General features: G+C 69.9%; 20 protein-coding genes. 6 read left to right on the plus strand and 14 right to left on the minus strand.

All coding sequences use genetic code 11. The features are described from left to right. Nucleotides 1–31: 31 nt before the first annotated feature. Both ASF76_RS14805 and ASF76_RS14810 read right to left on the minus strand, forming a co-directional pair. On the minus strand, nucleotides 32–514 hold the full coding sequence (locus ASF76_RS14805) for a hypothetical protein (RefSeq protein WP_055959357.1): 483 nt from the start codon (nucleotides 512–514) through the stop codon (nucleotides 32–34). A gap of 10 nt (nucleotides 515–524) precedes the next feature. Next, on the minus strand, nucleotides 525–1631 hold the full coding sequence (locus ASF76_RS14810) for a hypothetical protein (RefSeq protein WP_055959359.1): 1107 nt from the start codon (nucleotides 1629–1631) through the stop codon (nucleotides 525–527). A 118-nt stretch (nucleotides 1632–1749) separates the two neighbouring features. Here ASF76_RS14810 and ASF76_RS14815 point away from each other — a divergent pair, with 118 nt between their 5' ends. Further along, on the plus strand, nucleotides 1750–2337 hold the full coding sequence (locus ASF76_RS14815) for a hypothetical protein (RefSeq protein WP_055959360.1): 588 nt from the start codon (nucleotides 1750–1752) through the stop codon (nucleotides 2335–2337). A 12-nt stretch (nucleotides 2338–2349) separates the two neighbouring features. On the opposite strand, the gene ASF76_RS14820 is transcribed toward ASF76_RS14815, so the two are convergent. The 5 genes from ASF76_RS14820 to pxpA form a co-directional block, all read right to left on the minus strand. Further along, complete coding sequence (locus ASF76_RS14820) at nucleotides 2350–2964, minus strand: hypothetical protein (RefSeq protein WP_055959362.1); 615 nt, start codon at nucleotides 2962–2964, stop codon at nucleotides 2350–2352. A gap of 167 nt (nucleotides 2965–3131) precedes the next feature. Continuing rightward, nucleotides 3132–7007, minus strand: coding sequence for a DNA-directed RNA polymerase subunit beta' (rpoC, locus tag ASF76_RS14825; RefSeq protein ID WP_055959364.1), 3876 nt, complete (start codon nucleotides 7005–7007; stop codon nucleotides 3132–3134). Between the two features lie 55 nt (nucleotides 7008–7062). Further along, nucleotides 7063–10560: a DNA-directed RNA polymerase subunit beta gene (rpoB, locus tag ASF76_RS14830; RefSeq protein WP_055959366.1), complete on the minus strand. Its 3498-nt coding sequence runs from the start codon at nucleotides 10558–10560 to the stop codon at nucleotides 7063–7065. Between the two features lie 273 nt (nucleotides 10561–10833). After that, nucleotides 10834–12492 carry an urea amidolyase family protein gene (locus ASF76_RS14835; RefSeq protein WP_235561320.1) on the minus strand — a complete coding sequence of 553 codons (1659 nt, stop codon included), beginning with the start codon at nucleotides 12490–12492 and terminating at the stop codon, nucleotides 10834–10836. 29 nt (nucleotides 12493–12521) lie between these two features. Then, entirely contained in the window at nucleotides 12522–13277 is a 756-nt protein-coding gene (pxpA, locus tag ASF76_RS14840) for a 5-oxoprolinase subunit PxpA (RefSeq protein ID WP_156459298.1), read from the minus strand. 220 nt (nucleotides 13278–13497) lie between these two features. On the opposite strand from pxpA, the gene ASF76_RS14845 reads away from it, so the two are divergent. Beyond that, nucleotides 13498–15165: an ABC transporter ATP-binding protein gene (locus tag ASF76_RS14845; protein ID WP_055959368.1), complete on the plus strand. Its 1668-nt coding sequence runs from the start codon at nucleotides 13498–13500 to the stop codon at nucleotides 15163–15165. 344 nt (nucleotides 15166–15509) lie between these two features. Here ASF76_RS14845 and ASF76_RS14850 read toward each other — a convergent pair whose 3' ends face one another. From ASF76_RS14850 to ASF76_RS14860, 3 genes are all read right to left on the minus strand, one after another. Continuing rightward, nucleotides 15510–16472 (minus strand): ABC transporter permease, encoded by a 963-nt coding sequence (locus tag ASF76_RS14850; protein WP_055959370.1) that lies wholly within the window; start codon nucleotides 16470–16472, stop codon nucleotides 15510–15512. Further along, entirely contained in the window at nucleotides 16469–17473 is a 1005-nt protein-coding gene (locus ASF76_RS14855) for an ABC transporter permease (protein ID WP_055959372.1), read from the minus strand. Before ASF76_RS14855 ends, ASF76_RS14850 begins: the two co-directional genes overlap by 4 nt. 137 nt (nucleotides 17474–17610) lie before the next feature. Beyond that, nucleotides 17611–19284 carry an ABC transporter substrate-binding protein gene (locus ASF76_RS14860; protein ID WP_055959374.1) on the minus strand — a complete coding sequence of 558 codons (1674 nt, stop codon included), beginning with the start codon at nucleotides 19282–19284 and terminating at the stop codon, nucleotides 17611–17613. A 294-nt stretch (nucleotides 19285–19578) separates the two neighbouring features. Between ASF76_RS14860 and ASF76_RS14865 the strand changes: the two genes are divergently transcribed. The 3 genes from ASF76_RS14865 (at nucleotide 19579) to ASF76_RS14875 (ending at nucleotide 21586) form a co-directional block, all read left to right on the plus strand. Further along, nucleotides 19579–20445: a spermidine synthase gene (locus ASF76_RS14865; RefSeq protein WP_055959377.1), complete on the plus strand. Its 867-nt coding sequence runs from the start codon at nucleotides 19579–19581 to the stop codon at nucleotides 20443–20445. A 94-nt stretch (nucleotides 20446–20539) separates the two neighbouring features. Continuing rightward, nucleotides 20540–21067: a tetratricopeptide repeat protein gene (locus ASF76_RS14870; protein WP_055959379.1), complete on the plus strand. Its 528-nt coding sequence runs from the start codon at nucleotides 20540–20542 to the stop codon at nucleotides 21065–21067. 30 nt (nucleotides 21068–21097) lie between these two features. Further along, a complete protein-coding gene (locus ASF76_RS14875; protein ID WP_055959381.1) occupies nucleotides 21098–21586 on the plus strand; it encodes a SprT-like domain-containing protein in 489 nt (162 codons plus the stop codon). Between the two features lie 207 nt (nucleotides 21587–21793). On the opposite strand, the gene ASF76_RS14880 is transcribed toward ASF76_RS14875, so the two are convergent. Further along, nucleotides 21794–22423, minus strand: coding sequence for a 2-phosphosulfolactate phosphatase (locus ASF76_RS14880; RefSeq protein WP_055959383.1), 630 nt, complete (start codon nucleotides 22421–22423; stop codon nucleotides 21794–21796). An 86-nt stretch (nucleotides 22424–22509) separates the two neighbouring features. On the opposite strand from ASF76_RS14880, the gene ASF76_RS14885 reads away from it, so the two are divergent. Continuing rightward, nucleotides 22510–23025 carry a hypothetical protein gene (locus tag ASF76_RS14885; protein ID WP_055959385.1) on the plus strand — a complete coding sequence of 172 codons (516 nt, stop codon included), beginning with the start codon at nucleotides 22510–22512 and terminating at the stop codon, nucleotides 23023–23025. Nucleotides 23026–23159: 134 nt separating this feature from the next. Here ASF76_RS14885 and ASF76_RS14890 read toward each other — a convergent pair whose 3' ends face one another. The 3 genes from ASF76_RS14890 to ASF76_RS14900 form a co-directional block, all read right to left on the minus strand. Further along, on the minus strand, nucleotides 23160–23810 hold the full coding sequence (locus ASF76_RS14890) for a response regulator (RefSeq protein WP_055959386.1): 651 nt from the start codon (nucleotides 23808–23810) through the stop codon (nucleotides 23160–23162). 112 nt (nucleotides 23811–23922) lie between these two features. Continuing rightward, nucleotides 23923–25113 carry a sensor histidine kinase gene (locus ASF76_RS14895; RefSeq protein WP_235561321.1) on the minus strand — a complete coding sequence of 397 codons (1191 nt, stop codon included), beginning with the start codon at nucleotides 25111–25113 and terminating at the stop codon, nucleotides 23923–23925. Between the two features lie 68 nt (nucleotides 25114–25181). Beyond that, on the minus strand, nucleotides 25182–25673 hold the full coding sequence (locus tag ASF76_RS14900) for an Lrp/AsnC family transcriptional regulator (RefSeq protein ID WP_055959389.1): 492 nt from the start codon (nucleotides 25671–25673) through the stop codon (nucleotides 25182–25184). Nucleotides 25674–25711 lie beyond the last annotated feature (38 nt).

Raw genomic sequence — 25711 nt, forward strand, 5'->3', positions numbered from 1 at the left:
AGGAGGGCGTGTGACACCCGGATGCCGTGCCTCAGGGCGCGTCGTCGTCGTCCTCCCACTTCCACCGCGGTCCGCTCGTGCGCGCACGTGCGAGGAGCACCCCGAACAGCGCCGCCAGAAGACCCACCGCCGCAACGACCGGACCGGCGAAGCCCACGGCGACGCTGCCCGCGGCCGCGACGCCGCGCGCGAGATCGGCGCCACTGACGAGGGCCCCGATCACGACACCGACGATCTCGCCCACGTACGCCGCGATCGCGCACGGAACGGCGGTGAGGAAGCTCGGCGGGACGGCCCGTAGACCCCAGAAAAGCGCGCCTGCGAAGGAGCCGAGGGCGGCCACCTGTCCGATCACGCCCGGCACCGCACCGAGCCCGCGCACCGGAATGACATCGGCGTCGAGGACGAGGCTCGCCACCCCCAGCGAGGCGATCGAGAGCGCGATGAAGACGACGGAGGCGAAAACGACCGCGACCGGCGGGGTCACCCCCGCCGGTCGCGGCTCATTCGTCATGGCATCCGTTTCAGCGCTGCGAAAGCTGCGGGCCGGCCTCGAGGGTGCGCTCGTACTCGCGCTGCGCCTCGGCGTTGAGCTCGGTCACGCGGCGACCGCGGGCGGCCACCCACGCCCCGAACCAGATGGTGAGCTCGCGGCCGAGCACGAAGGCCACGATCGCCAGCGGAGCGAGCACGTTGTCGAGCAGCAGGTCGGCCGACTCGCGCCCGGTGATCATCCAGAACGGCGCGGCGATGAGCACACCGAGCAGGTGCCCGACCCAGGCGACGACGCCGACGACCAGGCCCCACACCACCCAGTGACCCCAACGGCCCCGATTGATCAGGGCGCCCAGGAACCAGAAGCCGAAGAAGAACGCCACCGTCGGCACCCACAGGCCCCACGTGGTGAGCGACGACAGGGCAGCCGACCCGAGTTCGGCGATCTCCAGCCCGTCGGTCAGCAGTCGCAGGCCGAGAGTCGCGGCGAGGTACAGCACGGCGAAGGCGAGAGCCGCGAGCAGACCGATCGCCCCGGCGGCGCCGCGGTTGCCGCGCGGCCGGGGAGCCTCGGGGGCCTGTACGAAGATGGGCTGCGGTGTGCCGAACGCGCGGGTGGGCTCTTCTGACGCGGGCGTCGACGCGGAGGTACCCGCACCGGCCACGGCAGCACCGGCTCCTGCCGTGACGGCCGTCTCGGCGACCGGCGAGACCGTGGTCCGCGCGTCGTCGTCGTGGCGCGTGTACGGCGCGGCCTGGCGCTCCGGCTCAGCGGAGGCGGCGTAGGCGGCCCAGCGCGCGTCCTCGTCGTCGAGGTCGACCGACGACGACGCGGGGACAGCGGCCGGCGCCGTCTGCGGCTCGACGGGCGAGGCGTCGTGGACGACCGGCGCCGTGTGATCGCGGCGATCGGAGACTGCGGCGGCGGCGTCGTGCTCGTGCTGTTCCCGCTCGTGCCAGGCGGCCTCGGCCGTCTGCGGGTCGACGGCGTCGCGACGGGCGGCCTCGGCGTCGGCGAGTCCCTCGTGGGCCCGCCCGACGACGTCCTGCGCGTCGTCTTTCGGTTCGACGACGGGGTCGCCGTAGGAATCCGTCCGTCCAGCGACGCGGTCGCTGCCCGACGTGTTGTCGCTCATGGGGTCTCCTCACGCGGTGATTGCGGCGTCAGGCTATCCCGCGGGCGGCGGACCGTCGCGTAGGCGTGCCGACGGAATGCGTCTCGACCGTGTCGGAACCTCGGCTTAGGGTGTTCCCATGTCTCGTCGCCCGCTCCGCCCCGCCGTTCCCGCGGTGCTCGTCGGTGCTGCCGTGCTCGCGCTGACCGCGTGCGCCCCCGCCGCCGAGGAGGCGGCTCCCGTCCCCTCGCCGTCCGTCTCGTCCTCCCCCACCCCATCGAACATCCCGACGTTCTCGCGGGCACCCACCGAGGTCCGGCTCCCCGCCGACTGCAAGGCGATGCTCTCGGCCGACGTCCTCGCCCAGTTGGGCACCATCCCGCTGAACGACCCGTCGCTGGGTCCCTCCGGGGTGCAGCCCGACGGCTCGATCACGTGCATCTGGCGCGATCCCGCCGCTGACACGACGGGGCTCTCCACCACGATCTCCCGCATGAACCGGGGGCCCGCGCTCGACATGCTCAACGATCTGGTCGCCACGCAGGGGTTCAGTTGCTACACCCCCGACGGCGGTACCCGCTGCGAGAAGACGTGGATCAACGCCACCTACCCGGTCAACGACGGGCGCACGCTCTACTGGCGCGACGACGTGCTCATCGACACGCAGTACTCCAACCTCGCCCCCACGGGGTACACCGCGAGCATCATCGCCTCGATCTTCGGGTGACGTGGTGCGGCGTCACTCGCCGAAGAAGGCATGGGATGCCACGGTCGCGGCGTAGCCGACCGGCTCCCATCCGCTGAGGGTCGACGACACCCACCGGTCACCCCTCAGATCGTGCACCTCTTTCACGTCCCCGGAGGTGCGCTCGCAATGCGTCGCGTCAGTCTGGGTGGCGTCGGCCGCCGTCTCGCACGCGAACCCCTGCGCAGCCAGCGTCGCGGCCACGGTGGAGGCGCCCTCCACCGACACGGTCGACACCGTCGTCTCGAGGAAGCGACCGCCGACACCCCTCCAATGACACGTGACGATCGTCGTGGGCCCCGCCGCGGCGACCGCCTCGACGGTGGACAACGGTGGCGTGCGGCGCTGCGACAGCAGCGCCTCCGGCGACCACACCAGCGCTGACCACATCGGCTGCGCGTACAGATGGCGGCAGTCGGTGGCGGGAGCCACGGGCTCGGCCTCTCCCGCGGTGGGCGTTCCGGTGGCGGCGCGGAGGGTATCCCCGACGAACGCGACGGTACCCGGCACCCCGGGGGCCGCGAGCACACCCAGCCCCACGACCGCCGCCATGCAGAAAAGCCCGGCCGGCCATGCCAGCCACAGGCTGCGTCCACCGATGCGGGCCATGCGTTCCTCCTCTTCAACGGTAGGCGCACTCCCCCGCCGCACCCGCTTCCCGACACGCCGCAAGCACCGGCGGGCACCGATCGTCGGACATGACGAAGGCCCCCGGCGCGAGCCGGGGGCCTTCGAGGATCAGGATGCCGCGCCGGGGCGTGGCATCCGTCCGGCGATCAGTTGTACGTGCCGGGCGTGAAGTCGTCCGTCGAGAAGCTGTCGAAGTCGACGTAGCTCAGGTCGGCGTCGCTGTACGCGCCGTCCGAAGCGAAGATGCGGTTGGGGTACCGCTCGCTCTTCGCTTCCTCCGTCGCCTCGACCGTGACGTTGCGGTACTTCGCAAGTCCGGTTCCGGCGGGGATGAGCTTTCCGATGATGACGTTCTCCTTGAGGCCGACGAGCGGGTCGCTCTTGCCCTCCATGGCCGCCTGCGTCAGGACGCGGGTGGTCTCCTGGAACGACGCGGCGGACAGCCACGACTCCGTCGCGAGCGACGCCTTCGTGATACCCATCAGCTCGGGACGACCCGACGCGGGACGCTTGCCCTCGCCGACCGCCTCGCGGTTGATGGCCTGGTAGCGCTTGAAGTCCACCAGCTCACCGGGCAGCAGGTCGGTGTCGGCGTGGTCGACGACGGTGACCTTGCGGAGCATCTGTCGGACGATGACCTCGATGTGCTTGTCGTGGATCGGCACACCCTGCGAGCGGTACACGCCCTGGACGCCGTTGACGAGGTACTTCTGCACCTCGCGGGCACCCTGCACGCGCATGACCTCCTTGGGGTCGAGCGTTCCGACGAGGATCGGCTGACCGACGACGACGTGCTGTCCGTCCTCGACCAGGAGCGTCGCACGCTTCAGGACGGGGTAGACCACAGGCTCGTCGCCGTTGTCAGGCGTGAGGATGACCTTCTTGGCCTTGTCGGTCTCGTCGATCGTGATGCGGCCGTCGGCCTCGGCGATCGGCGACGCACCCTTGGGGGTACGGGCCTCGAACAGCTCCTGCACGCGGGGCAGACCCTGCGTGATGTCGTCTGCCGAGGCGGAACCACCGGTGTGGAAGGTACGCATCGTCAGCTGGGTACCGGGCTCACCGATCGACTGGGCCGCGATGATGCCGACGGCCTCGCCGATGTCGACGATCTTGCCGGTGGCCAGCGATCGGCCGTAGCACTTGGCGCAGACACCGACGGCCGAGTCGCAGGTCAGCACGGAGCGGACCTTGATCGACTCCACACCGCCCTCGACCAGCTTGTTGATGAGCACGTCGCCCACGTCGTCGCCGGCCTCGGCCAGCACGGTGCCCTGCGCGTCGACGACCGCCGTGGCGAGCGTACGAGCGAACACCGAGTTCTCGACGTTGGCGTCCTTGACCAGCGCACCGGCCGAGTCGGCCGCGGCGATCGGGAGCTCGAGGCCCTTCGACGTGCCGCAGTCCTCTTCGCGGATGATGACATCCTGCGAGACGTCGACCAGACGACGGGTGAGGTACCCCGAGTCGGCCGTACGGAGGGCCGTGTCGGCCAGACCCTTACGGGCACCGTGCGTCGCGATGAAGTACTCGGCGACCGACAGACCCTCGCGGTACGAGGAGATGATCGGACGCGGGATGATCTCACCCTTGGGGTTGTTCACCAGGCCTCGCATACCCGCGATGTTGCGGATCTGCAGCCAGTTACCACGGGCGCCCGACGAGACCATGCGGTTGATGGTGTTGTCGGCGGGGAAGTTGTCCCGCATCGCCTTCTGGACCTCGTCGGTGGCCTCGGTCCAGATCTTGATGAGCTCCTGACGACGCTCGGCGTCGGTGGTGAGGCCCTTCTCGTACTGGCCCTGGACCTTCGCGGCCTGCTTCTCATAGCCCGCGACGATCTCGGCCTTGTTCGGCGGCGTGAGGATGTCGCTCAGCGCCACCGTGACACCCGAACGGGTGGCCCAGTAGAAACCGGCGTCCTTGATGCGGTCGAGCGATGCCGCGACCTCGACCTTGGGGTACTCCTCGGCCAGCTTGTTGACGATCTGCGACAGCTTGCCCTTGTCGGCCTGTTCGCGCACGAACGGGTAGCCCTTGGGGAGGGTGTCGTTGAAGATCGCCTGACCGAGCGACGCGTCGACCAGACCGTGCTTCTCGTAGCCCTCGGGCGCCTGGCCCTCGAGGAACGTGAGGCCGGGGATGCGGATGCGCGCCTTGGCCTGCAGGTCGAGGGTGCCCTCGTCCTTGGCCAGGATCGCCTCGCCCACCGAACCGAACGCACGGCCTTCGCCCGCAGCCCCCTCCTTGAGGGTGGTCAGGTGGTGCAGACCGATGATCATGTCCTGCGAGGGCAGGGTCACCGGACGGCCGTCCGACGGCTTCAGGATGTTGTTCGAGGCGAGCATCAGCACGCGGGCCTCGGCCTGAGCCTCGACCGACAGCGGAAGGTGCACGGCCATCTGGTCACCGTCGAAGTCGGCGTTGAACGCCGCGCACACGAGCGGGTGCAGCTGGATCGCCTTGCCCTCGACGAGCTGGGGCTCGAACGCCTGGATGCCGAGACGGTGCAGGGTGGGTGCACGGTTCAGCAGCACGGGGCGCTCGCGGATGATCTCTTCCAGCACGTCCCAGACCTCGGGACGGTAGCGCTCGACGGCGCGCTTGGCGGCCTTGATGTTCTGCGAATGACCGAGATCGATCAGGCGCTTGATCACGAACGGCTTGAACAGCTCGAGGGCCATCTGCTTGGGCAGACCGCACTGGTGGAGCTTGAGCTGGGGTCCGACGATGATGACGGAACGGCCCGAGTAGTCCACGCGCTTTCCGAGCAGGTTCTGGCGGAAGCGACCCTGCTTTCCCTTGAGCATGTCGCTCAGGGACTTCAGGGCGCGGTTGCCGGTACCGGTGACGGGGCGACCACGGCGGCCGTTGTCGAACAGCGCGTCGACGGCCTCCTGCAGCATGCGCTTCTCGTTGTTGACGATGATCTCGGGGGCACCGAGGTCGATCAGGCGACGGAGGCGGTTGTTGCGGTTGATCACGCGACGGTAGAGGTCGTTCAGGTCGCTGGTGGCGAAACGGCCACCGTCGAGCTGCACCATCGGACGAAGCTCCGGCGGGATGACCGGGACGACGTCGAGCACCATCGAGGCCGGCGACATGCCGGTCTGCAAGAACGAGTTGACGACCTTCAGGCGCTTGATCGCGCGGATCTTGCGCTGACCCTTGCCCTCGGAGATCTGCAGGTGTAGGTTCTCGCTCTCGGCGGCCAGATCGAAGGCCTCGAGGCGACGCTTGATCGACTCGGCACCCATGTGCGCCTCGAAGTACTGACCGAAGCGGTCCTGCAGCTCGTGGAAGACGTCATCCTCGGGCTTCAGGGCGCCCACCTCGAGCGTGCGGAAGTCCTCCCACACGCGCTCGAGCTTGGCGATCTGCTCGTCGGCGTTCTTACGAGCCGACGTCATGTCCTTCTCGGCGGCGTCCTTGACCTTTTTCTTCTGGTCGGCCTTGGCGCCCTCCGCCTCGAGGGCGGCGAGCTCCTCCTCGAGCTTGGCCAGGCGGGCGGCGATGCGGGCATCGCGGCGGTCGCCGAGCGTCTTCAGCTCGAGACGGATGTTGTTCTCCTGCGTGGCGAGGTCGCGGTGACGAGCATCCTCGTCGACCGAGATCACCATGTAGGCGGCGAAGTAGATGACCTTCTCGAGGTCCTTCGGCGCCATGTCGAGCAGGTAGCCCAGGCGCGAGGGAACGCCCTTGAAGTACCAGATGTGCGTGACGGGCGCGGCGAGTTCGATGTGGCCCATGCGCTCGCGACGCACCGAGCTCTTGGTGACCTCGACGCCGCAGCGCTCGCAGACGATGCCCTTGAAGCGCACGCGCTTGTACTTGCCGCAGGCGCACTCCCAGTCGCGGGAGGGCCCGAAGATCTGCTCGCCGAAGAGGCCGTCCTTCTCGGGCTTCAGCGTGCGGTAGTTGATCGTCTCGGGCTTCTTGACCTCACCGAAGGACCAACGACGGATGTCGTCGGCGGTGGCCAGACCGATACGGATCTGATCGAAAGTGGTTGATTCGAGCACTGGTTCTCCTGTGTCGGAATTCTCTGAAATCTGAGCGGGTCGCTGAGCTGTGAGCTCAGATCTCGTCGATCGACGAGGACTCGAAGCGGCTGGAGATGTTGATGCCGAGCTCTTCCGCGGCGCGGAAGGCGTCGTCATCCGTGTCGCGGAGGTTGACCGCGGTGCCGTCGGCCGAGAGGACCTCGACGTTCAGGCAGAGCGACTGCATCTCCTTCATGAGCACCTTGAACGACTCGGGGATGCCGGGCTCCTGGATGTTCTCGCCCTTGACGATGGCCTCGTACACCTTGACGCGGCCGAGGATGTCGTCGGACTTGATCGTGAGGAGCTCCTGCAGCGCGTACGCGGCACCGTATGCCTCGAGCGCCCACACCTCCATCTCACCGAAGCGCTGACCACCGAACTGCGCCTTACCACCGAGCGGCTGCTGGGTGATCATCGAGTACGGGCCCGTCGAACGCGCGTGGATCTTGTCGTCGACGAGGTGGTGCAGCTTCAAGATGTACATGTAGCCGACCGAGATGGGCGCCGGGAACGGCTCGCCGGAGCGGCCGTCGAACAGCAGCGTCTTGCCCGTGGAGTCGACCAGGCGGTCGCCGTCGCGGTTCTTGATCGTCGAGTCCAGCAGACCCGCGATCTCGGCCTCGAACGCACCGTCGAACACCGGGGTGGCGACCTTCGTGCCGGGGGCGGCTTCGCGAGCAGCCTCGGGCAGGTTCGCCGCCCACTCGGGCGTGCCCTCGACCTTCCAGCCCTGCTGGGCGATCCAGCCGAGGTGGAGCTCGAGGACCTGACCGAAGTTCATTCGACCCGGGATGCCGAGCGGGTTGAGGATGATGTCGACCGGCGTGCCGTCGGAGAGGAAGGGCATGTCCTCGATCGGGAGGATCTTGGCGATGACGCCCTTGTTCCCGTGGCGACCGGCGAGCTTGTCACCCTCGGTGATCTTGCGCTTCTGGGCGATGTAGACCACGACGCGGCGGTTGACGCCCGAGCCGAGCTCGTCGTCACCGTCTTCGGCGTTGAACTCCTTGACGGCGATGATCGTGCCCTGCTCGCCGTGGGGCACCTTCAGCGAGGTGTCACGGACTTCGCGGCTCTTCTCGTTGAAGATCGCGCGGAGCAGACGCTCCTCGGCCGACAGCTCGGTCTCACCCTTGGGCGTGACCTTGCCGACGAGGATGTCGCCGGGACGCACCTCGGCACCGATGCGGATGATGCCGCGGTCGTCGAGGTCCTTCAGCAGGTCGGGGCTGACGTTGGGGAGGTCACGGGTGATCTCCTCCTTGCCGAGCTTGGTGTCGCGCGCGTCGACCTCGTACTCCTCGATGTGGATCGACGACAGCGTGTCGTCTTTCACGAGGTCCTGGCTGAGGATGATCGCGTCCTCGAAGTTGTGGCCTTCCCAGGTCATGAACGCCACGAGGAGGTTCTTGCCGAGGGCGAGCTCGCCGTTCTCGGTGGCGGGACCGTCGGCGATGACCTCGCCGGCCTCGACGCGCTCACCGGCCGAGACGACGACCCGCTGGTTGTACGACGTGCCCTGGTTGGAGCGGTCGAACTTGCGCAGGAAGTAGTCCTGCGTGCCACCCTCGTCGAGCTGGACGGTCACGACATCGGCCGAGACCTCCATGACCACACCGGCCTTGTCGGCGGTGACCACGTCACCGGCGTCGATGGCCGCGAAGCCCTCCATACCGGTACCGACGACGGGCGACTCGCTACGCACGAGCGGCACGGCCTGACGCTGCATGTTCGCACCCATGAGGGCGCGGTTCGCGTCGTCGTGCTCGAGGAACGGGATGAGCGAGGTCGCCACCGACACCATCTGGCGCGGCGAGACGTCCATGTAGCCGATCTCGTCGACGGGGAACAGGTCGACCTCGCCACCCTGGCCGCGGCGGGCCAGAATGCGGTCGTCCACGAAGTGACCGTCGGCCTGGAGGGCCACACCGGCCTGAGCGACGATGTGGTCGCTCTCTTCGCTGGCGGTGAGGTAGTCGATCTGGTCGGTCACCCGGCCGTCGACGACACGGCGGTACGGCGTCTCGATGAAGCCGAACGCGTTGATGCGCGCGAACGAGGCGAGCGAGCCGATCAGGCCGATGTTCGGGCCTTCCGGGGTCTCGATGGGGCACATGCGGCCGTAGTGCGAGGGGTGGACGTCACGAACCTCGACGCCGGCACGCTCGCGCGACAGACCACCCGGGCCCAGCGCCGACAGGCGGCGCTTGTGGGTCAGACCCGCGAGGGGGTTGTTCTGGTCCATGAACTGCGACAGCTGGCTCGTTCCGAAGAACTCCTTGATCGCGGCGACGACGGGGCGCACGTTGATCAGGGTCTGCGGCGTGATCGCCTCGATGTCCTGCGTGGTCATGCGCTCGCGGACGACGCGCTCCATGCGCGACAGACCGGTGCGGACCTGGTTCTGGATGAGCTCGCCTACGGCGCGGATACGACGGTTGCCGAAGTTGTCGATGTCGTCGGTGTCGAGACGGATCTCGGCGTTGCTGCCCCCGCGGACACCGTCGAACGTGACGTCGCCGCGGTGCAGGCGCACGAGGTACTTGATCGTGGCGACGATGTCGTCGGTGGTGAGGACCGAGTCGCTCAGCGGCTTGTCGAGGCCGAGCTTCTGGTTGATCTTGTAGCGACCGACCTTGGCCAGGTCGTAGCGCTTGGAGTTGAAGTAGAAGTTGTCGAGCAGCGCGCGGGCGGCCTCGGCGGCGACCTGCTCGCCCGGACGGAGCTTGCGGTAGATGTCGCGGAGCGCGTCTTCCTTCGTCAGGATCGTGTCTTTCGACAGCGTCTCTTCGATGGAGTCGAAGCCTGCGAACTCGGCGAGGATGTCCTCGCTGGTGAGGCCGAGGGCCTTGAGGAACACGGTGACCGACTGCTTGCGCTTGCGGTCGATGCGAACGCCGACCTGGTCGCGCTTGTCGATCTCGAACTCGAGCCACGCACCGCGCGAGGGGATGACGCGCGCCGACACGATGTCTTTGTCGGAGGTCTTGTCGGGCGTCTTGTCGAAGTAGACACCGGGCGAGCGCACGAGCTGCGACACCACGACACGCTCGGTGCCGTTGATGATGAACGTGCCCTTGTCGGTCTGGAGCGGGAAGTCGCCCATGAAGACCGTCTGCGTCTTGATCTCACCGGTCTGGTGGTTCATGAACTCGGCCTCGACGTACAGAGGGGCGGCGTAGGTCTTGCCGCGCTCCTTGCACTCTTCGATCGAGTACTTCTCGGGCTCGAGGTAGGGGTTCGTGAACGAGAGCTGCATCGTCTCGCTGAGGTCTTCGATCGGGGAGATCTCTTCGAAGATCTCTTCCAGACCGCTGATCTCGGGGACGTCGGTGCGACCCTGTTCCTGGGCCTCGGCGACGCGCGCCTTCCAGGCTTCGTTACCGACAAGCCAGTCGAACGACTCGGTCTGCAGCGCGAGCAGATCGGGAACGGTCAGCTTGTCGGAGATCTTCGCGAACGAGAGGCGGGATGCTCCGCGTCCGCTCTTGGGGGTGGTGGTGGTGGATGCGTTGCTCGCAGCAGCCAAGGGAATAACCTCCAGAAGCCCGGGCGAGGGGCTCGTGATTCCTTGTCGTCAGGTGGAGTGCGTTCCTGCCCCGAAAACCGGCACGTCGCACGCCGCAGTGAAGCGGGGACGGGCAGGCTCAGCCGACCACCATATGAGGGCAGGGGGAATCGAGGAGCGCAAAGTCCAAGCATACGCGGGAGGACTCGCCGTGTCCAGTCCAATTCTTGACGCGTCTGCGGACCTGCGGTATAACCGCGTGCGCCCGCCCGGCATTCCTGCGTCGAGGGCGGATCACGCGCTCCGGAACCGCACGCGATCACCGGGCCGCGCCTGGGCGAGCGCGTCGAGGGCGGCATCCGTCACCACGGCGATCACGGGATATCCGCCGGTCACAGGACCGTCTGCCAGCAACACCACGGGACGCCCGTGCGGCGGTACCTGGATCGCCCCGGGACGCATCCCCTCGCTCGGCAGCTCGTCGAGCCGGGTGCGCTCGAGAGCGGGACCGTCGAAGCGGATGCCGACGCGGTCGGCGTGCGACGACACCGTCCAGGTCGCGCCCCGCAACGCCGGCTGGGCACCGGGGGCGAACCAGTCCGCGCGTGGACCCACGGTGACGCGCACCTCGAGGAGCGACGGCGGAACCGACCAGGGAAAGGTGTCGACCACGGGGATCGCGGATGCCGGGACCCCGACGCGGAGGGCGTCGCCGGCGGCCACGGGGTCGGGTCCGAGACCCGCCAGCACGTCGCGGGAGCGCGAACCCAGCGCCGCGGGTGCGACGACCCCGCCGCGCGCGGCCAGGTAGATGCGGAGTCCCGCGCGGGCGGGGCCGATGCGCAGCTCAGCACCGGGCGGTACGAGCACGGGCTTATAGGCATCCACCGACCGGCCGTCGATGTCGACGTCGACGAGGGCGCCGGTCACGCAGACCCAGGTGGCGGTCTCGGCGCGGGCGACGAGGCCCCCCATCGCGATCTCGAGGCCGGCGGCACCCTCGTCATTGCCGACCAGACGGTTCGCGATGCGCAACGCCGCCCGGTCGAGCGCCCCCGACCTCGCGACCCCGAGCGCGGCCCGGCCGGGGCGGCCGAGGTCCTGCACGGTCGTGAAGGCGCCGGGGGTCATGACGCGCAGTGCGGGGGCGCCGTCGGCGGCGTGGGCGGCGGCGGTCCTGGTGGGGGTTGAGGTGGGGGCGGCGGCGGTGGTCCTGGCGGGGACGGAGGTGGTGGGGGCGGAGGGGTTTCCGGCACGGGAGGACGCGTCCGTGGCATCCGGTCCTCCCTTCCCGGAATGTCCTCCGCTCGCCGCCGAAGCAGCCGCGGCGGCGATGCGAGCGCGCTCGGGTACGAAGCGCACGCGGGCGCGCGGGAGCAGCAGCACGGGGGCGGCGGCATCCGGATCGAACAGCATCTCGTCGGTCGTGCCGATCAGCCGCCAACCTCCGGGCGTCTCGCGGGGATAGGCGCCACTGAAGCCGCCCGCGAGTCCCACGGCCCCCGCCGGCACGCGCGTGCGCGGCTCGGCGAGGCGCGGCACGTCGTAGGGCCACCCCGCGCTGACGAGATACGCGAACCCCGGCGCGAAGCCCGTGAAGGCGACCGTCCACTCCACGCCCGCGTGTCGTGACACGAGCTCGGCGACCGGGATGCCGAGGAGATCGGCGGTCGAGGCGAGGTCGGCGCCGTCGTAGCGCACCGGCACCTCGACGAGGGGGCCGGAGGCGTCGGCATCCGGAGCCCGTCGGGCGGCGTCGAGGATCCACGCGCGCACGACCTCGCGCGACACCCGGGCCGGATCGAAGGCGACGAGCACCGTACGCGCTGCGGGAACGAGGTCGTCGACGCCGTCGAGCGGGTTCTCGGCGAGCGCGGCGTGCAGCGACAGCACGGCGGAGAGATCGGCGACCTCGGCGAGCACGGCCCGCTCCCCCATCGGGAGCAGTCGCACGCGGGCTTCGTCGACGTCGCGCGGCCTCGTCACCACGGCGCGCGCACCTCGACGCCCGCGGCGTCCAGCGCCGCGCGGACGGCATGGGCCATCGCGACCGCCGACGGGGTGTCTCCGTGAAGGCACAGCGATGCCGCGTCCACCGCGATGCGCGTGCCGTCGACGGTATCGACCTCGCGATAACGCACGAAGCGCAGCGCACGGGCGGCGACCGCGGCGGGATCGTCGACGAGGGCGCCGGGTTCGCCGCGCGGTACGAGCGCGCCTTTCGCCGTATATCCGCGATCGAGGAACGCCTCGTGCACGAACGGCAGTCCCGCGGATGCCGCCGCCTCCGCGATCGCGCCGGGGAGGCCGAGGACGGGGAGGGCGCGTCCGAGGCGGGACGAGAGGTCGGCGACGGCGGCGACCACGGCGCGGGCGTGCCCTTCGTCGTCGATCACGGCGTGGTAGAGCGCACCGTGGGGTTTGACGTACCGGATGTCGGCCCCGGCGGCGGCGAGCGCGTCCAACTGCGCGGCGACGCTCGCGCGGAGGTCCACCGGAGCAGGATCGCGCCGGATGCGTCCGAAGTGCTCGCGGTCGTCGTACGAGGGATGGGCTCCCACGGCGACACCGAAACGTGCGGCGCGGTCGACCGCTTCCCGCATGGATGCCGCATCGCCGGCGTGGCCGCCGCAGGCGACGTTGGCGCTGGAGACGACGGCGAACATGGCCTCGTCGTCGGCGGTCGGCATCCCGTCGACGGTCTCGCCGAGGTCGGCGTTGAGGTCCACGCGCATGATCCCCACGGTAGCGCCGCACGGGCGTGCGCTCCGGGTGCCGTGTCGGGGGCGGCCGGGTAGCGATGCGGGGCGGGTTCTCGCTGCGGGGCGGGATTCTTCCGCCCCGAACGGCGGAACGCGCCCCACACCCCGATGCACCGGGCGGCCGAGTGCGTTACAGGGGTGTGACGATCGGACGGGAGGGCTGGGCAGGAGCGCCGGGGCGGGCGAGGATGGAGGGATGACCTCCGATGTCGCCGGTCCCCCCGCTCCGGCATCCCCCCATCCCCTTCTCTCGGTCCGCGACCTCGCGGTCGACTTCGCCACCATGGACGGTCCCGTACGGGCCGTCGATGGGGTGAATCTCGACATCCACGCGGGCGAGACCATCGCCATCGTCGGCGAGTCCGGCTCCGGCAAGTCGACGACCGCCATGGCGATCATCGGCCTGCTGGCATCCGGTGGACGCGTCGCGCGCGGGCAGATCCTGCTCGACGGCGAAGACCTGACCACCTTCGGCGAGGCCCGGATGCGACAGGTGCGCGGACGCCAGATCGGCCTGGTTCCCCAGGACCCGATGTCGAACCTGAACCCCGTCGCCAAGATCGGCACGCAGGTCGCCGAGACGCTGCTCGCGCACGGCCTCGCCGATCGCTCGAGCGTGAAGGACAAGGTCGTCGAGGCACTCGAGGCCGCAGGACTCCCGGATGCCGAGAAGCGGGCGAGGCAGTACCCCCACGAGTTCTCCGGCGGTATGCGTCAGCGCGCGCTCATCGCCATCGGACTGGCGTGTCGGCCGCGCCTGCTCATCGCCGACGAGCCGACCAGCGCCCTCGACGTCACCGTGCAGCAGACGATCCTCGACCAGATCGACAAGCAGACGGACGAGTTGGGCGCCGCCGTGCTGCTCATCACGCATGATCTCGGCCTCGCTGCCGAGCGCGCCTCGAGGGTCGTCGTGATGCACCGCGGGCGCGTGGTCGAGCAGGGCCCGGCGAAGCAGATCCTCGAAAACCCGCAGCACAGCTATACGAAGTCGCTCGTCGCGGCGGCGCCGTCGGTGGCGGCGGTGCGTCTGCGCCCGGAGGACTTCCGCAGCGAGCGGCCCGAGACGGCGGTCCGCGACGACATCGTCCAGATCGAGGGCCTGACCAAGGTCTACCCGGTGCGCGGACGCGGCGACGATTTCCGCGCCGTCGACGATGTGTCGCTGTCGATCCCGCGGGGCCGGACGGTGGCGATCGTGGGCGAGTCCGGCTCGGGCAAGACGACGACGGCGCGCATGCTGCTGAAGGTCGTCGAGCCCACCAGCGGCACGATCCGCTTCGACGGCCAGGACGTCTCCTCACTGACGGGCGAGGCACTGCGGCAGTTCCGGCAGAAGGTGCAGCCGATCTTCCAGGACCCCTACTCGAGCCTGAACCCGATGTTCACCGTCGAGCGCATCGTCGAGGAACCGCTCACCGTCTACAAGCGGGGCTCAAAAGCAGATCGCGCGAAGCGCGTGCGCCAGCTGATGGATGACGTGGCTCTACCGGCATCCATGCTGCGCCGTTACCCGTCGGAGCTGTCGGGCGGCCAGCGCCAACGCGTTGCGATCGCCCGGGCCCTCGCGCTGTCACCCGAGCTCATCGTGTGCGACGAGCCGGTATCGGCCCTCGACGTGCTGGTGCAGGCGCAGATCCTGGACCTGCTGGGCGACCTGCAGCGCGAGTACGGCCTGAGCTACCTCTTCATCTCGCACGACCTCGCGGTCGTGCGCCTGATCAGCGATTACGTCTGCGTGATGAAGGACGGACGTCTCGTCGAGGCGGCATCCAGCGAAGAGGTCTTCACCAACCCCCGCGACCCGTACACGCGGCGCCTGCTGTCGTCGATCCCGGGCAACGAGTTGGGGCTGACGGGCTGAGTCGCGGTCTTGTTGCGCGCCGCGCGCGTCGCCGCTCCCCCTCGTCCCAGTTCTGACACCGCATGTCCCAGAAACGGCCGCCTGAACAGCCACCAAGCCGCCACAAGTGGGACGAGGGCGCCCTAGCCAGCCATGCCGCCATCCTCGTCCCACTTCTGACGCCACGTGTCCCAGAAACGGCCGCCTGAACAGCCACCAGGCAGCCATAAGTGGGACACGGATGCCACGGCCGCCACCGCCGCGCCCCTGACCCGCGACAGCGGAACAGGGGCGCGACAGCGGAACAGGGGCGCGACAGCGGAACAGGGGCGCGACGGCGGAACGGGGCCGCCGAAGGGAGTGGGCTACCGCGCGCGGGTGCGGGGGTCCATCGACTCGCGGAGGGACTCGCCCAGCAGCGTGAAGCCCAGCGCGGTCACCGCGATGCAGATGCCCGGCAGGAACGCCAGCCACGGCGCGATCGCCAGTTCGGCCTGCGCGTAGGTGAGCATGCGCCCCCACTCGGCGGTCTGCGGCAAGCCGCCGCCCAGTCCCAGGAACGACAGTGCCGCCGCGTCGATGACGGCGGTGGCGAGCGTCAGGGTGCCCTGCACGATGACGGGTCCGACGCTGTTGGGAAGAACGTGCGTCATGGTGATCGAGCGCCGGCTGAGGCCCAGCGTCTGGGCGGACAGCACGTAGTCGGCGCCGCGCTGCTGCAGCATCGAGGCGCGCAGCAGGCGAGCGAACACGGGCACCTGCGACGCTCCGATGGCGATCATGATGGCGAGCTGACTCTGTCCGAGGACGGCCGCGATCGAGACGGCGAGCAGCAGGTTCGGCACGGACAGCAGGATGTCGACGAAGCGCATGACGACCGCGTCGACCCACCCGCCGAACATGCCCGCGAGCAGGCCCAGGGCCATCCCGCCGAGGAGGCCGAGAGCGGTCGAGATCACGCCGATCTGCAGCGACGCCTGCGCGCCCCAGATGAGCTTGGACAGCACGTCGCCGCCGAAGCGGTCGAGACCGAGGGGGAACTCGGCCATCTCGCCCGGCCCCGGGATGTCGGTCGGCGTGATGAAGCGCTGTCCGGGCAGGGACTCGGCCGGGTACGGCGCGAGCAACGGCGCGAGGGCCGCCACGAGCAGGAACGCCAGCACGATGACCGCGCCGATCCAGGCGACGGGACTGTGCCGCAGTCGCTGGAACACGTCCTGCCAGAAGCCGCCCCCGCGGGTCTGCGCGGCGAGCAGCTGCGAATCGACCACCGCGTTGTCGTCGACGGGACCGCCGCTGGGAGCGGGAGGAAGGATGCCGGAGCTCACTGGACTCTCACTCTCGGGTCGATGACGCTGTACGACAGGTCGACGAGCAGGTTGATGAGCGCGTACGCGATCGCGATGAAGATGATGAAGCCTTGCAGCACGGGGAAGTCGCGCGTGAAGATCGCCCGCGCGAGGAACTGCCCGATGCCCGGGAAGGCGAACACCGTCTCGGTGAGCACCGCCCCCGAGATGAGGAGCCCGGCCTGAAGTCCCACCGTGGTGATGACGGGGAGCATGGCGTTGCGCAGGATGAACCGGTTGCGCAGCGTCCCGGTGCCGATGCCCTTCGCGCGCCCGGTGCGCACGTAGTCGGCGTTCTGCACCTCGAGGACCGAGGCGCGGGTGATGCGCACGATGATCGCGAGCGGGATCGTGCCCAGTGCGATCGCCGGCAGGATCAGGTGCAGGATGGCATCCCATGACGCGTCGAACTCGCCCGTGATGAGCCCGTCGAACACGTACAGGTTCGTGTAGTGCGTCGCGTCGATGCGCGGGTTCTGCCGACCGTCCGACGGCAGCCAACCCAGCTGTACGGCGAAGACGTACTTGAGGATGAACGCCAGGAAGAACACCGGGATCGTGATGCCGATGAGGCTCAGCACGACGGCGCCGTGGTCCCAGATCTTGCCGTGACGGCGAGCGGCCCAGTAGCCGAGCGGGATGCCGATGCCCACGGCCACGATGAGGGCGGCGATGGACAGCTCGAGGGTGGCCGGGAAGCGGCGGACGAATTCCTCCAGCACGGGCCGGCCGGTCTGGATCGATGAACCGAAGTCGCCGCTGACGAGTCGCCCGAGCCAGGTGAAGTACTGCACGTACAACGGCTCGTTGAAGCCGTAGAGCTCGTTGATGCGCTCCACGGCCTCGGGGGTCGCGCGCTCACCGAGGAGGGCGACTGCGGGGCCCCCGGGCAGCGCGCGCACCCAGGCGAAGAGCAGGATCGAGAGACCGAACAGGGTCGGGATGAGCAGGAGCAGGCGCCTGCCGATGGTGCGGAGCACGGGTTCTCACAGGGAGTCGGGAGCGGGGGGACGCGGGATGCCGGGGGTTCCGCCACCGCGCGAGCGGAGCGGAACCCCCGGCACCAGGATGCCGCGGACCCCGGCGCCTCCACGGCGGGGAGTCCGCGGCATCCGGATCACTCGGTGAGTTCGATCTGGTTGTAGACCTCGTCCTGCACGGGGCTGGCGGGGTACGACTTCACGCGCGAGGCGAAGGCGAGCGTCGGCACGGGGTTCGCGAGCGGAACACCGGGCAGGAACGTCGCGATCTGCTCGTTGACCGCCTGGTACGCCGAGTCCTGCTCGGTCTCGGTCGCCAGACCTCGAGCGGAGGTGAGCGCCGAGAACAGCTCGCCGTTGTCGAAGCCCCATTCGTTCGAGGTGCCGCCGAAGAACGTGCCCACGAAGTTGTCGGGGTCGTTGTAGTCGCCGGTCCAGCCCAGCAGGTGGATGCCGTGGTCGGCACCGCCCTGGATCAGGTCGAGGTACTCGCCCCACTCGTTGGACACCGGATTGACGACGATGCCGACGGCCTGCAGCTGCGACTGCAGGTTGGTGAAGATCTGCTCGGGGTTCGGCATGTACGGACGCGAGATGTTCACGGGGTAGTTGAACGTGATCGTCAGCGGGTTCGCCTCGGAGAAACCGGCTTCCGCGAGCAGTGCCCGGGCGGCATCCTGATCGAAGTCGTAGGTCGTCACGCCGGAGTTGAAGCCGATGACGCTGTCGGGCATGAACTGCGATGCCACGGTGGTGCCCTCGGGCAGCACCTGGGTGACCAGCTGCTCCTTGTCGATGGCCTGGGCGATGGCCTGACGCACGCGGATGTCGGCGAGCGCCGGGTTGGCCTGGTTCATACCGAGGTAGAGGATGTTGAACGGGTCGCGGTTGATGAGCGTGTACCCCGCGCCCTCGAGGGCACCGAGGTCGGCCGGGGCGACGAGGTCGTACCCGTCGATCGAGCCCGACTCCAGCGCCTGGCGGCGGGCGGTGGTGTCGCCGATCACGCGGAAGATGACCTGCTGCACCTGACCCTGCTCGCCCCAGTAGCCGTCGTACGCGGCGACCGTCGTCTGCGCGCCGGGTTCCGAGGACTCGAAGGCGAAGGGGCCGGTGCCCGTGGGGTGCGCCTGCGCGTACTCGCTGAGGGTGGGGGCCTCGGACGTGCCTCCCACGTCGTCGGCGCCGTACTCCTGCAGAGCGGTGGGGCTCTGGATGGCGAAGGCCGGCAGCGAGAGCGCGGGGATGAACCCCGCGAACGGCTCGGTGAGGGAGATCGTCACCTCGGTGGGGCTGACCGCCTCGCACCCGCCGTAGATGGAGGTGCCGGTGTCGGCGTACCCGCGCATGAGCTTGCCCCAGTAATACGACAAGCTCTCGGACTGGGCGATACCGGTGAAGTTGTTCTGCCGGTCGAAGTTGAAGCAGACGGCCTCGGCGTTGAACTCGCTGCCGTCGTGGAAGGTGACACCCTCTTTGAGCTGGAAGGTGTACGTCAGGCCGTCGTCGGACTGCTCCCAGCTCTCGGCGAGCAGCGGGGCGGGATCGGCCGTACCGGGCTGAACGCCCACGAGGCCCTCGAAGATCTGCCGCGAGACGCGGAACGACTCGCCGTCGCTGGCGAAGGCGGGGTCGAGGCTCGACGGGTCACCCGACGCGCCGAAGACGAAGGTCGAGTCGACGTCGCCGCCGACGTCGCCGCTGCCGCCGTCGTTGTCATCGCGCTGACTCGAGCAGCCCGAGAGAGCGAGGGCGCCGATGGCGACGGCGGCGCCGCCGACGAGCAGACGTCGTCGAAGAGTACTGAGCATTGTTCGATGCACCTTCCGGGGGGAAAAGGAGGAGGACGACGGCGCTGTCACATCGTCGTGCCGCGCTCCACTTGCTGTGTTCTGACGACCGTACAGGGCGGGTGGCGCGCTGCCCATTGCACCTTTGTATCGATCGTGTTTCGGCATCCCGGCATCCTGATCGCTCCTCGGGGTGCGGACGACGCAATCCGCCCGCCCTCCGACACGTGGGCTCAGCACCCTGCCCGCAAGGCGGACGAGGCGTCGGTCACCCCGTGGGCGTGGGCCGAGCGGGAGCCGGACTAGCGTTGACACATGGCCCGCATGCGCATCGAACCCGACGACGCCCCGACGGCGCGCCTGTCGGACGGCACGACCGCGCGCGTCACCCCCTCGGGGTTCGTGTCGGGCTTCGAGCTCGTCGTCGACGGCACTCCTCAATCACACGTCGATCTCGACGATCCCACTCACCTGCACTTCGAGTACGTGGCGCGCATGGGCGCCGTGATTGATCGACTCCGGATGCCGGGACAGCCCCTCACCGCGGTGCACCTCGGCGCCGGGGCGCTCACCCTCCCGCGCTACGTCGAGGCGACCCGCCCCGGCTCGCGCCAGCAGGTGATCGAGTTGGAGCCGACGCTCTGGGACCTCGTGCGCGAGAACCTCCCCCTCCCCCGCGGTGCCTCGGTGCGGGTGCGGATCGGCGACGCACGGGCGGGTCTCTCGCGCCTTCCCGCCGGGCTCACCGGCGCGGTCGACCTGCTCATCAGCGACGTCTACTCGGGCGCCCAGACGCCCGCGCACCTGACGACCGTGGAGTTCTACCGCGACGCCGCACGGCTGCTCGCACCCGACGGGGTGCTGCTGGTCAACGTCTCCGATGGGCCGGGCCTCGCCTTCGCCCGTCGGCAGGTCGCGACCATCCGCGAGGTGCTCCCGCAGGTCATCGTGCTCGCCGAGGTGCAGGTGCTCAAGGGACGTCGCTTCGGCAACCTCGTCGTCGCCGCCTCCGCGGCGCCGCTGCCCGTCGAGTGGCTCCCGCGGCTCATGGCGGCCGGACCCCACCCCGCCAAAGTCGCGCAGGGCGCCGAGATCACCGAGTTCACGCGCGGGGCACGCGCGGCGACGGATGCCGACGCGACGCCCTCGCCGAAGCCCTCGGCATCCATTTTCGAGCGATGACGCCCCCGTGTTCGCCGACCGACCGCGTGGCGGTGTCGCTCTGGGCGCGCACGCCACGCACACTGGAAGTCCTGCCCGACCGAGAGGAGCGACGGTGAGCTATATCCACGGGTACGACCCCGACACGTTGCGCGAGATCACCGACTCTCGCGAGTGCGCGGAGCGTCTCGAGGAGATCGGTTCGCAGCGGAGTCTGCACGCCCTGCTCGAACGGGTGTGGCTGCTGAAGGTGCTCGACCGCTTCGATGAGGCGTTGGACATCTCCGACCAGTCGGTGCGCATCGCCCGCATGGCCGGGACCCGTCGCGACCTGCTGCGCGCCCGCATCCTGCACGCCACGATCATGCAGTGCCGAGGGGCCTACGCCGCCGCCGAGCAGGAACTGACGATGTGCGCCGAAGAGGCCGACGGACAGGGCTGGGCGAGCATCGCCGCCTTCGCGCTCCAGCACCGCGGCAAGGTGCACTACGACGAGGGCGACTACGAGTCCGCGCGTCGCGACTTCAAGCAGGCGCTGTTCCTGCGGCAGAACGCCGGCGCCACCGACGCACAACTCGAGTCGACGCTGCTCGCCATCGACGCCGCCGAACGCCGGCGTGCGCGCGAGGTCGTCGCGAGCTGAATGTCGTAGGCCCCGTTTAGTCTTCCCCTCATGTCGGACTTGCAGCGCGTGCGCACCTGGGCCGAGGCGTTGATCGCCTTGCACCTCGATGCGTCGTGGTCCTTCGCGTTCGACAACGCCAAGCGTCGCGCCGGCCTGTGCGACTACGGACGCAAGCGCATCAGCGTCTCGCGCTACCTCGCCGCCCGCTACGACGACGACACCAACCACCAGACCCTCTTGCACGAGGTCGCGCACGCGATCGCGGGGGCGTCCGCCGGTCACGGAGCGACGTGGAAGCGCACGGCGCGCGACCTCGGCTACGTCGGGGGCACGACCCACGCCGGCGAGACGGCGAACGAGCTCGCCCCGTGGGTGGGCACCTGCCCCGCAGGCCACGTGGCCTACCGCCACCGTCGGGCCACGCGCCCGACGTCGTGCGCGAAATGCGCGCCGACCTTCGACCCGCGATTCGCGCTGTCGTGGGTGCGTCGCGATATCAGCCCGTCCGTGAGGCTCGCGGCCGCGACGCCACGGTGACAGGCCGTCGCCTCGCGGCCGCGACGCCACGGTCATGGGCCGTCGAGGCGGTCGGCATCGGCCCCGGATGCCGAGGCGCTCGGCCAGGCGGTCGGCATCGGCCCCGGATGCCGGCGCTCGGGCCGCGGCCGCACACGTGCTGATCACGGTCGCCGCACGGCGCGAAGCGCGGAGCGACGCCTCGCACCGTCGGGGATGCCGCAGCGCTCAGCCTGCGGACACCACACCGGCGCGCAGCACGGGGACCACCGTCGTCGCGTCGCGCGACGCAGCCGCGAGCACCGCGTCGCGTCGGCCGTCGGCGGCGAGCGCGCGACCGGTGCCGCTCGCGCTGAGCAGATGCCGAACGGCTCCGCCGAGTGCACGGAACCCCTCGCCGGCGACCGCCGCATCGGGGGAGGCGTGGTCGATGCCGAGATCGCCGAGTGCCGCGACGACAGCGCCCGCGCCCAGCAGATCGTCCACGGCGAAGCGCACACCCGCGGCGTCGCCGTCGTCGGCGTAGCCCGCCGCGACGATCGAGATGCTCGTGCGAAGGCGCCTCGTGCGCTGCACCTCCATCACGTGCGCGGCCACGGCGGCGGCGTTTCGGAGGCCCCCGACAATCACGTGGGCGCCGCCCGCCGCCGCGGCACGGACGAGGGATGCGGCAGCATCGTCGTCGATCTCGAGATCGAGCGTGCCACCTTCCTCGCATGCGTTCAGGGCGCGGGCCGACAGTCCGAGTGTCTGCACGACCACCACGACGTCCGCGGGAGCGAGACGGGCGAGTCCCGCCGCACCCCATTCCAGACGAACCTGGTAATCGGACTGTGCGTGGGCGGCGGTGTTCGGCATCCTTCGAGCCTAAGACCGCTTCACTCCCGGCCGGGATCACGTCAAGGTCTGCACGACGGAGGCGCGGATCGGGGAGGATCGGTGTCATGCGCATCCTGCTGAAGTTCGTCGTCGACTGCGATCCGGATGCCGCCTGGCGCGCTCTGCACTCGCCCCGCGCCGTGGCCGAGCTCTACGGTCCCCTCCTCGAGGTCGACGCCCTCGGGACCATGCCGACCTCGTTCACTTCGGGCGACGACGTGCCGGTGCAGATGAGCGTCGCGGGCATCGTGCCCGTCGGCCGTCAACTCATCTCGGTCGCCGACCGCGAGACGACCGATGCGAACGGGGGCGTCCGCGTGTTCCGCGACTGGGGCGTGCCGCTGACGGGACCCTTGTCGGTCCTCGACGTCTGGGACCACCAGATGGCCGTCTCCGCCGCGCCGGGAGATCCGACCCGCACGCTGTGGAGGGAGCGTCTGACCATCGGCGGTGCCGCCGCCCCCGCCCTCTGGCCGGCACTGTGGGCGACCTGGCAGTGGCGGGCGACGCGCATCCGCGCGCTCGCTCCGACCTGGGCGTACGACCTCGAAGACGAATCGGGTTCCGACGACGCGGCCTGACGCACACGACCGCGGAGGCGCGAGGCCGGACGACGGCCGAGGTTGCGGGTGCAGCGCCCGCGACGCCGAACGCGGCCGGCGGCCGGGCGCGCCCCGCGGCCGGACGACGGCCGGTGCGCGACCTGCGATGCCGCTCAGACGAGTCCGTGCCGGTACGCGAACACCACCAGCTGCACGCGGTCGCGTAGCGCGAGCTTCGTGAGGATGCGACTGATGTGCGTCTTCACGGTGGCTTCCGACAGGAACTCCCGCTCGGCGATCTCGGCGTTGCTCAGACCGGACGCCGCGTGCGCGAAGATCTCCCGCTCACGGTCCGTCAGCCCGCCGTAGGACGAGGGAACGGGTTCTGCCGAGCCCCCCTCGGCGATGTGCGCGAACAGCTCTCGCGTCGCGGACGCCGCGATCACCGCCGATCCCGCGTGCACCGTCCGTACCGCGGAGAGGAGGAACTCCGGCTCGGAGTCCTTCAGTAGGAAACCGCTCGCCCCGCCCTGGATCGCCCGCGCGGCGGCCTCGTCGAGGTCGAACGTGGTGAGCACGACCACGCGCGGTGCGTGAGGTTCCCGCAGAATCTCCGCGGTCGCGGCGAGGCCGTCCATGACCGGCATCCGCACGTCCATCAAGACGAGGTCGGGCCGGGTCGCCCGTACGACCTCGACACCCTCGCGCCCGTCGGAGGCCTCACCCACCACCTCGAGGTCGGGCTGCGAGTTGAGGACCATCTTGATGCCGGCGCGGAAGAGCGCCTGATCGTCGACGAGGACGATGCGGACGGAGGCGGTCATGACGACACGTCCTTTCGAGGGCGGGAGCGCAGCGGATCGATGTGTGGCCGAGGACCGCGAGAGACGCCCACGGCGTCTCGCGGTGTCTCCGCGGGGGTCGAGGGAGAGGCGGTCACGCCGTCGCCCCGATCGGCAGGGTCGCGCGGACGGCGAACTCGCCGTACTCCGGTCCGGCGGTGAGGTGGCCGCCCACGAGCTGAGCGCGCTCGCGCATGCCGATGAGACCGTGACCGGCGGGTGGGGTGCCGGTGGCCGCCGAGGTGGGACGGGCGTTGCGGACGGAGACGACGACGCGGTCCGGCCACCACCCGAGGTGCACGCGCACGCGCGGATCGACGCCGTGACGCAGGGCGTTGGTGAGGGCCTCCTGCAGGATGCGGTAGACGGCGAGCTGGACCGCGGCGGGTGGGAGGTCCGTGGGCTCAGGGTCGACATCGACCTGCAGATCGATGCCCGCCGCCCGCATCCGCTCGAAGAGGACCTCGGTGTCGGCGAGGGTCGGTTGCGGCCCGTCGCCCTGACTGTGGCGGAGCTGCGACAGCAGCAGCCGCACGTCGCCGAGGGCGGAGCGCGCGGTCGAGGAGATCGTCGTCAGGGCATCGACGGTCGCCCCGGGGTCGGACGCCGCCGCGTACCGCGCGCCGTCGGCCTGCGCGATGACGACGGCCAGCGAGTGCGCGACGACGTCGTGCATGTCGCGCGCGATCTGCACCCGTTGCTGTTCCGCGATCGTCTCGGCTTCGGCCGCGCGCTGCGCCCGGCTGTTCGCCGCCGCGCGCTGCGCCGTGCGGACGAGGGCGCCGGACACCCACGAGAGCAGGAGGGCGAAGCCTGCCGCGAACATGACCGCGATGACGGCGAACCACTGCTCCGCGCCGAGCGGCACCGACATCCCGCCGCGCAGGAGGTAGAGCGGGACGATCACGGCACCCGCGATCGCCGACGCGAAGCCGGCCCAGAACACGCGCCGAGACCCGTAGGCGCCGGTGGTGTACAGCGCCGCGAACACGGCGAGATCGCTCGGCGACGGAGAGCGCGAGAAGGCCATCTGCAGAACGGCGCCGACCCAGGCGAGCGAGAGGGCGACACCGGGACGCAGGCGGCGCACGGCCACGGCCGCCGTGAACGCGGCGGCTGTGAGGACCGCCCCGACGTTGTCGGCCACGACCGACGCGGCCACCCCCGCATCAACCCGCCACGGGGTCGAGGTGAGCTCGATGGCGAAGACGAGCAGGCCGAACACCGCGGCGAGGCCGAGGTCGGTGATCAGCTGGTATCGCTGAAGCGGGCGCGGGGAGAGCACCGTCGCCACGTTACGCGGGGGTGGATGCTCCGGCATCCGTCTCAGGATGTATCCCGCCCCGCCGCGGGTCAGGCCGGGAAGTCGGCCGGCTCGACCGGACGCGCCTCGAAGAACGTCTGCAGCACCACGGTGGTGCGCGTGTTCACCTGGGCGGCGGAGCGGATGTCGCGGATGAGGGACTCGAGCTCGCGCGGGGTGGGGACGCGCACGAACAGCATGTAGGCCGCCTCACCGGCGATGGAGTGGCAGGCCTCGATCGCCCCGAGGTGGGCGAGAAGGTCGGGGGCGTTGTCGGGCTGCGCCGGATCGAGCGGGGTGATCTCGACAAAGGCGGCCAGGGGCCGGCCAAGTGCCTCGGCATCGAGGATGGGGCGATACCCCTTCACGATGCCTCGGGCTTCGAGCCGGCGGAGGCGCGACTGCACGGCGGAGACCGACAGGCCCACGCGATCGGACAGGTGCGAGAGAGTGGCGCGGGCGTCGAGCGAGATCTCACGCACGATCGCGGCATCGACGGCGTCATCGAGACGCGGGGCGCGGGGCGCGGGAGCCTCGGTCATGGGGTCGACAGTAGCAGGAGCTGCGCAGGCGGCAGTGG

The organism is Microbacterium sp. Leaf151, assembly GCF_001424225.1.
Lineage (GTDB): Bacteria > Actinomycetota > Actinomycetes > Actinomycetales > Microbacteriaceae > Microbacterium.

Coding starts and splice junctions, on each gene's coding strand:
- ASF76_RS14805 (WP_055959357.1), bottom strand. CDS start 514: ATGACGAATGAGCCGCGACCGGCGGGGGTGACCCCGCCGGTCGCGGTC.
- ASF76_RS14875 (WP_055959381.1), top strand. CDS start 21,098: ATGTCGGACTTGCAGCGCGTGCGCACCTGGGCCGAGGCGTTGATCGCC.
- ASF76_RS14900 (WP_055959389.1), bottom strand. CDS start 25,673: ATGACCGAGGCTCCCGCGCCCCGCGCCCCGCGTCTCGATGACGCCGTC.
- ASF76_RS14885 (WP_055959385.1), top strand. CDS start 22,510: ATGCGCATCCTGCTGAAGTTCGTCGTCGACTGCGATCCGGATGCCGCC.
- ASF76_RS14820 (WP_055959362.1), bottom strand. CDS start 2,964: ATGGCCCGCATCGGTGGACGCAGCCTGTGGCTGGCATGGCCGGCCGGG.
- ASF76_RS14890 (WP_055959386.1), bottom strand. CDS start 23,810: ATGACCGCCTCCGTCCGCATCGTCCTCGTCGACGATCAGGCGCTCTTC.
- ASF76_RS14865 (WP_055959377.1), top strand. CDS start 19,579: ATGGCCCGCATGCGCATCGAACCCGACGACGCCCCGACGGCGCGCCTG.
- ASF76_RS14880 (WP_055959383.1), bottom strand. CDS start 22,423: ATGCCGAACACCGCCGCCCACGCACAGTCCGATTACCAGGTTCGTCTG.
- ASF76_RS14845 (WP_055959368.1), top strand. CDS start 13,498: ATGACCTCCGATGTCGCCGGTCCCCCCGCTCCGGCATCCCCCCATCCC.
- ASF76_RS14860 (WP_055959374.1), bottom strand. CDS start 19,284: ATGCTCAGTACTCTTCGACGACGTCTGCTCGTCGGCGGCGCCGCCGTC.
- ASF76_RS14815 (WP_055959360.1), top strand. CDS start 1,750: ATGTCTCGTCGCCCGCTCCGCCCCGCCGTTCCCGCGGTGCTCGTCGGT.
- ASF76_RS14810 (WP_055959359.1), bottom strand. CDS start 1,631: ATGAGCGACAACACGTCGGGCAGCGACCGCGTCGCTGGACGGACGGAT.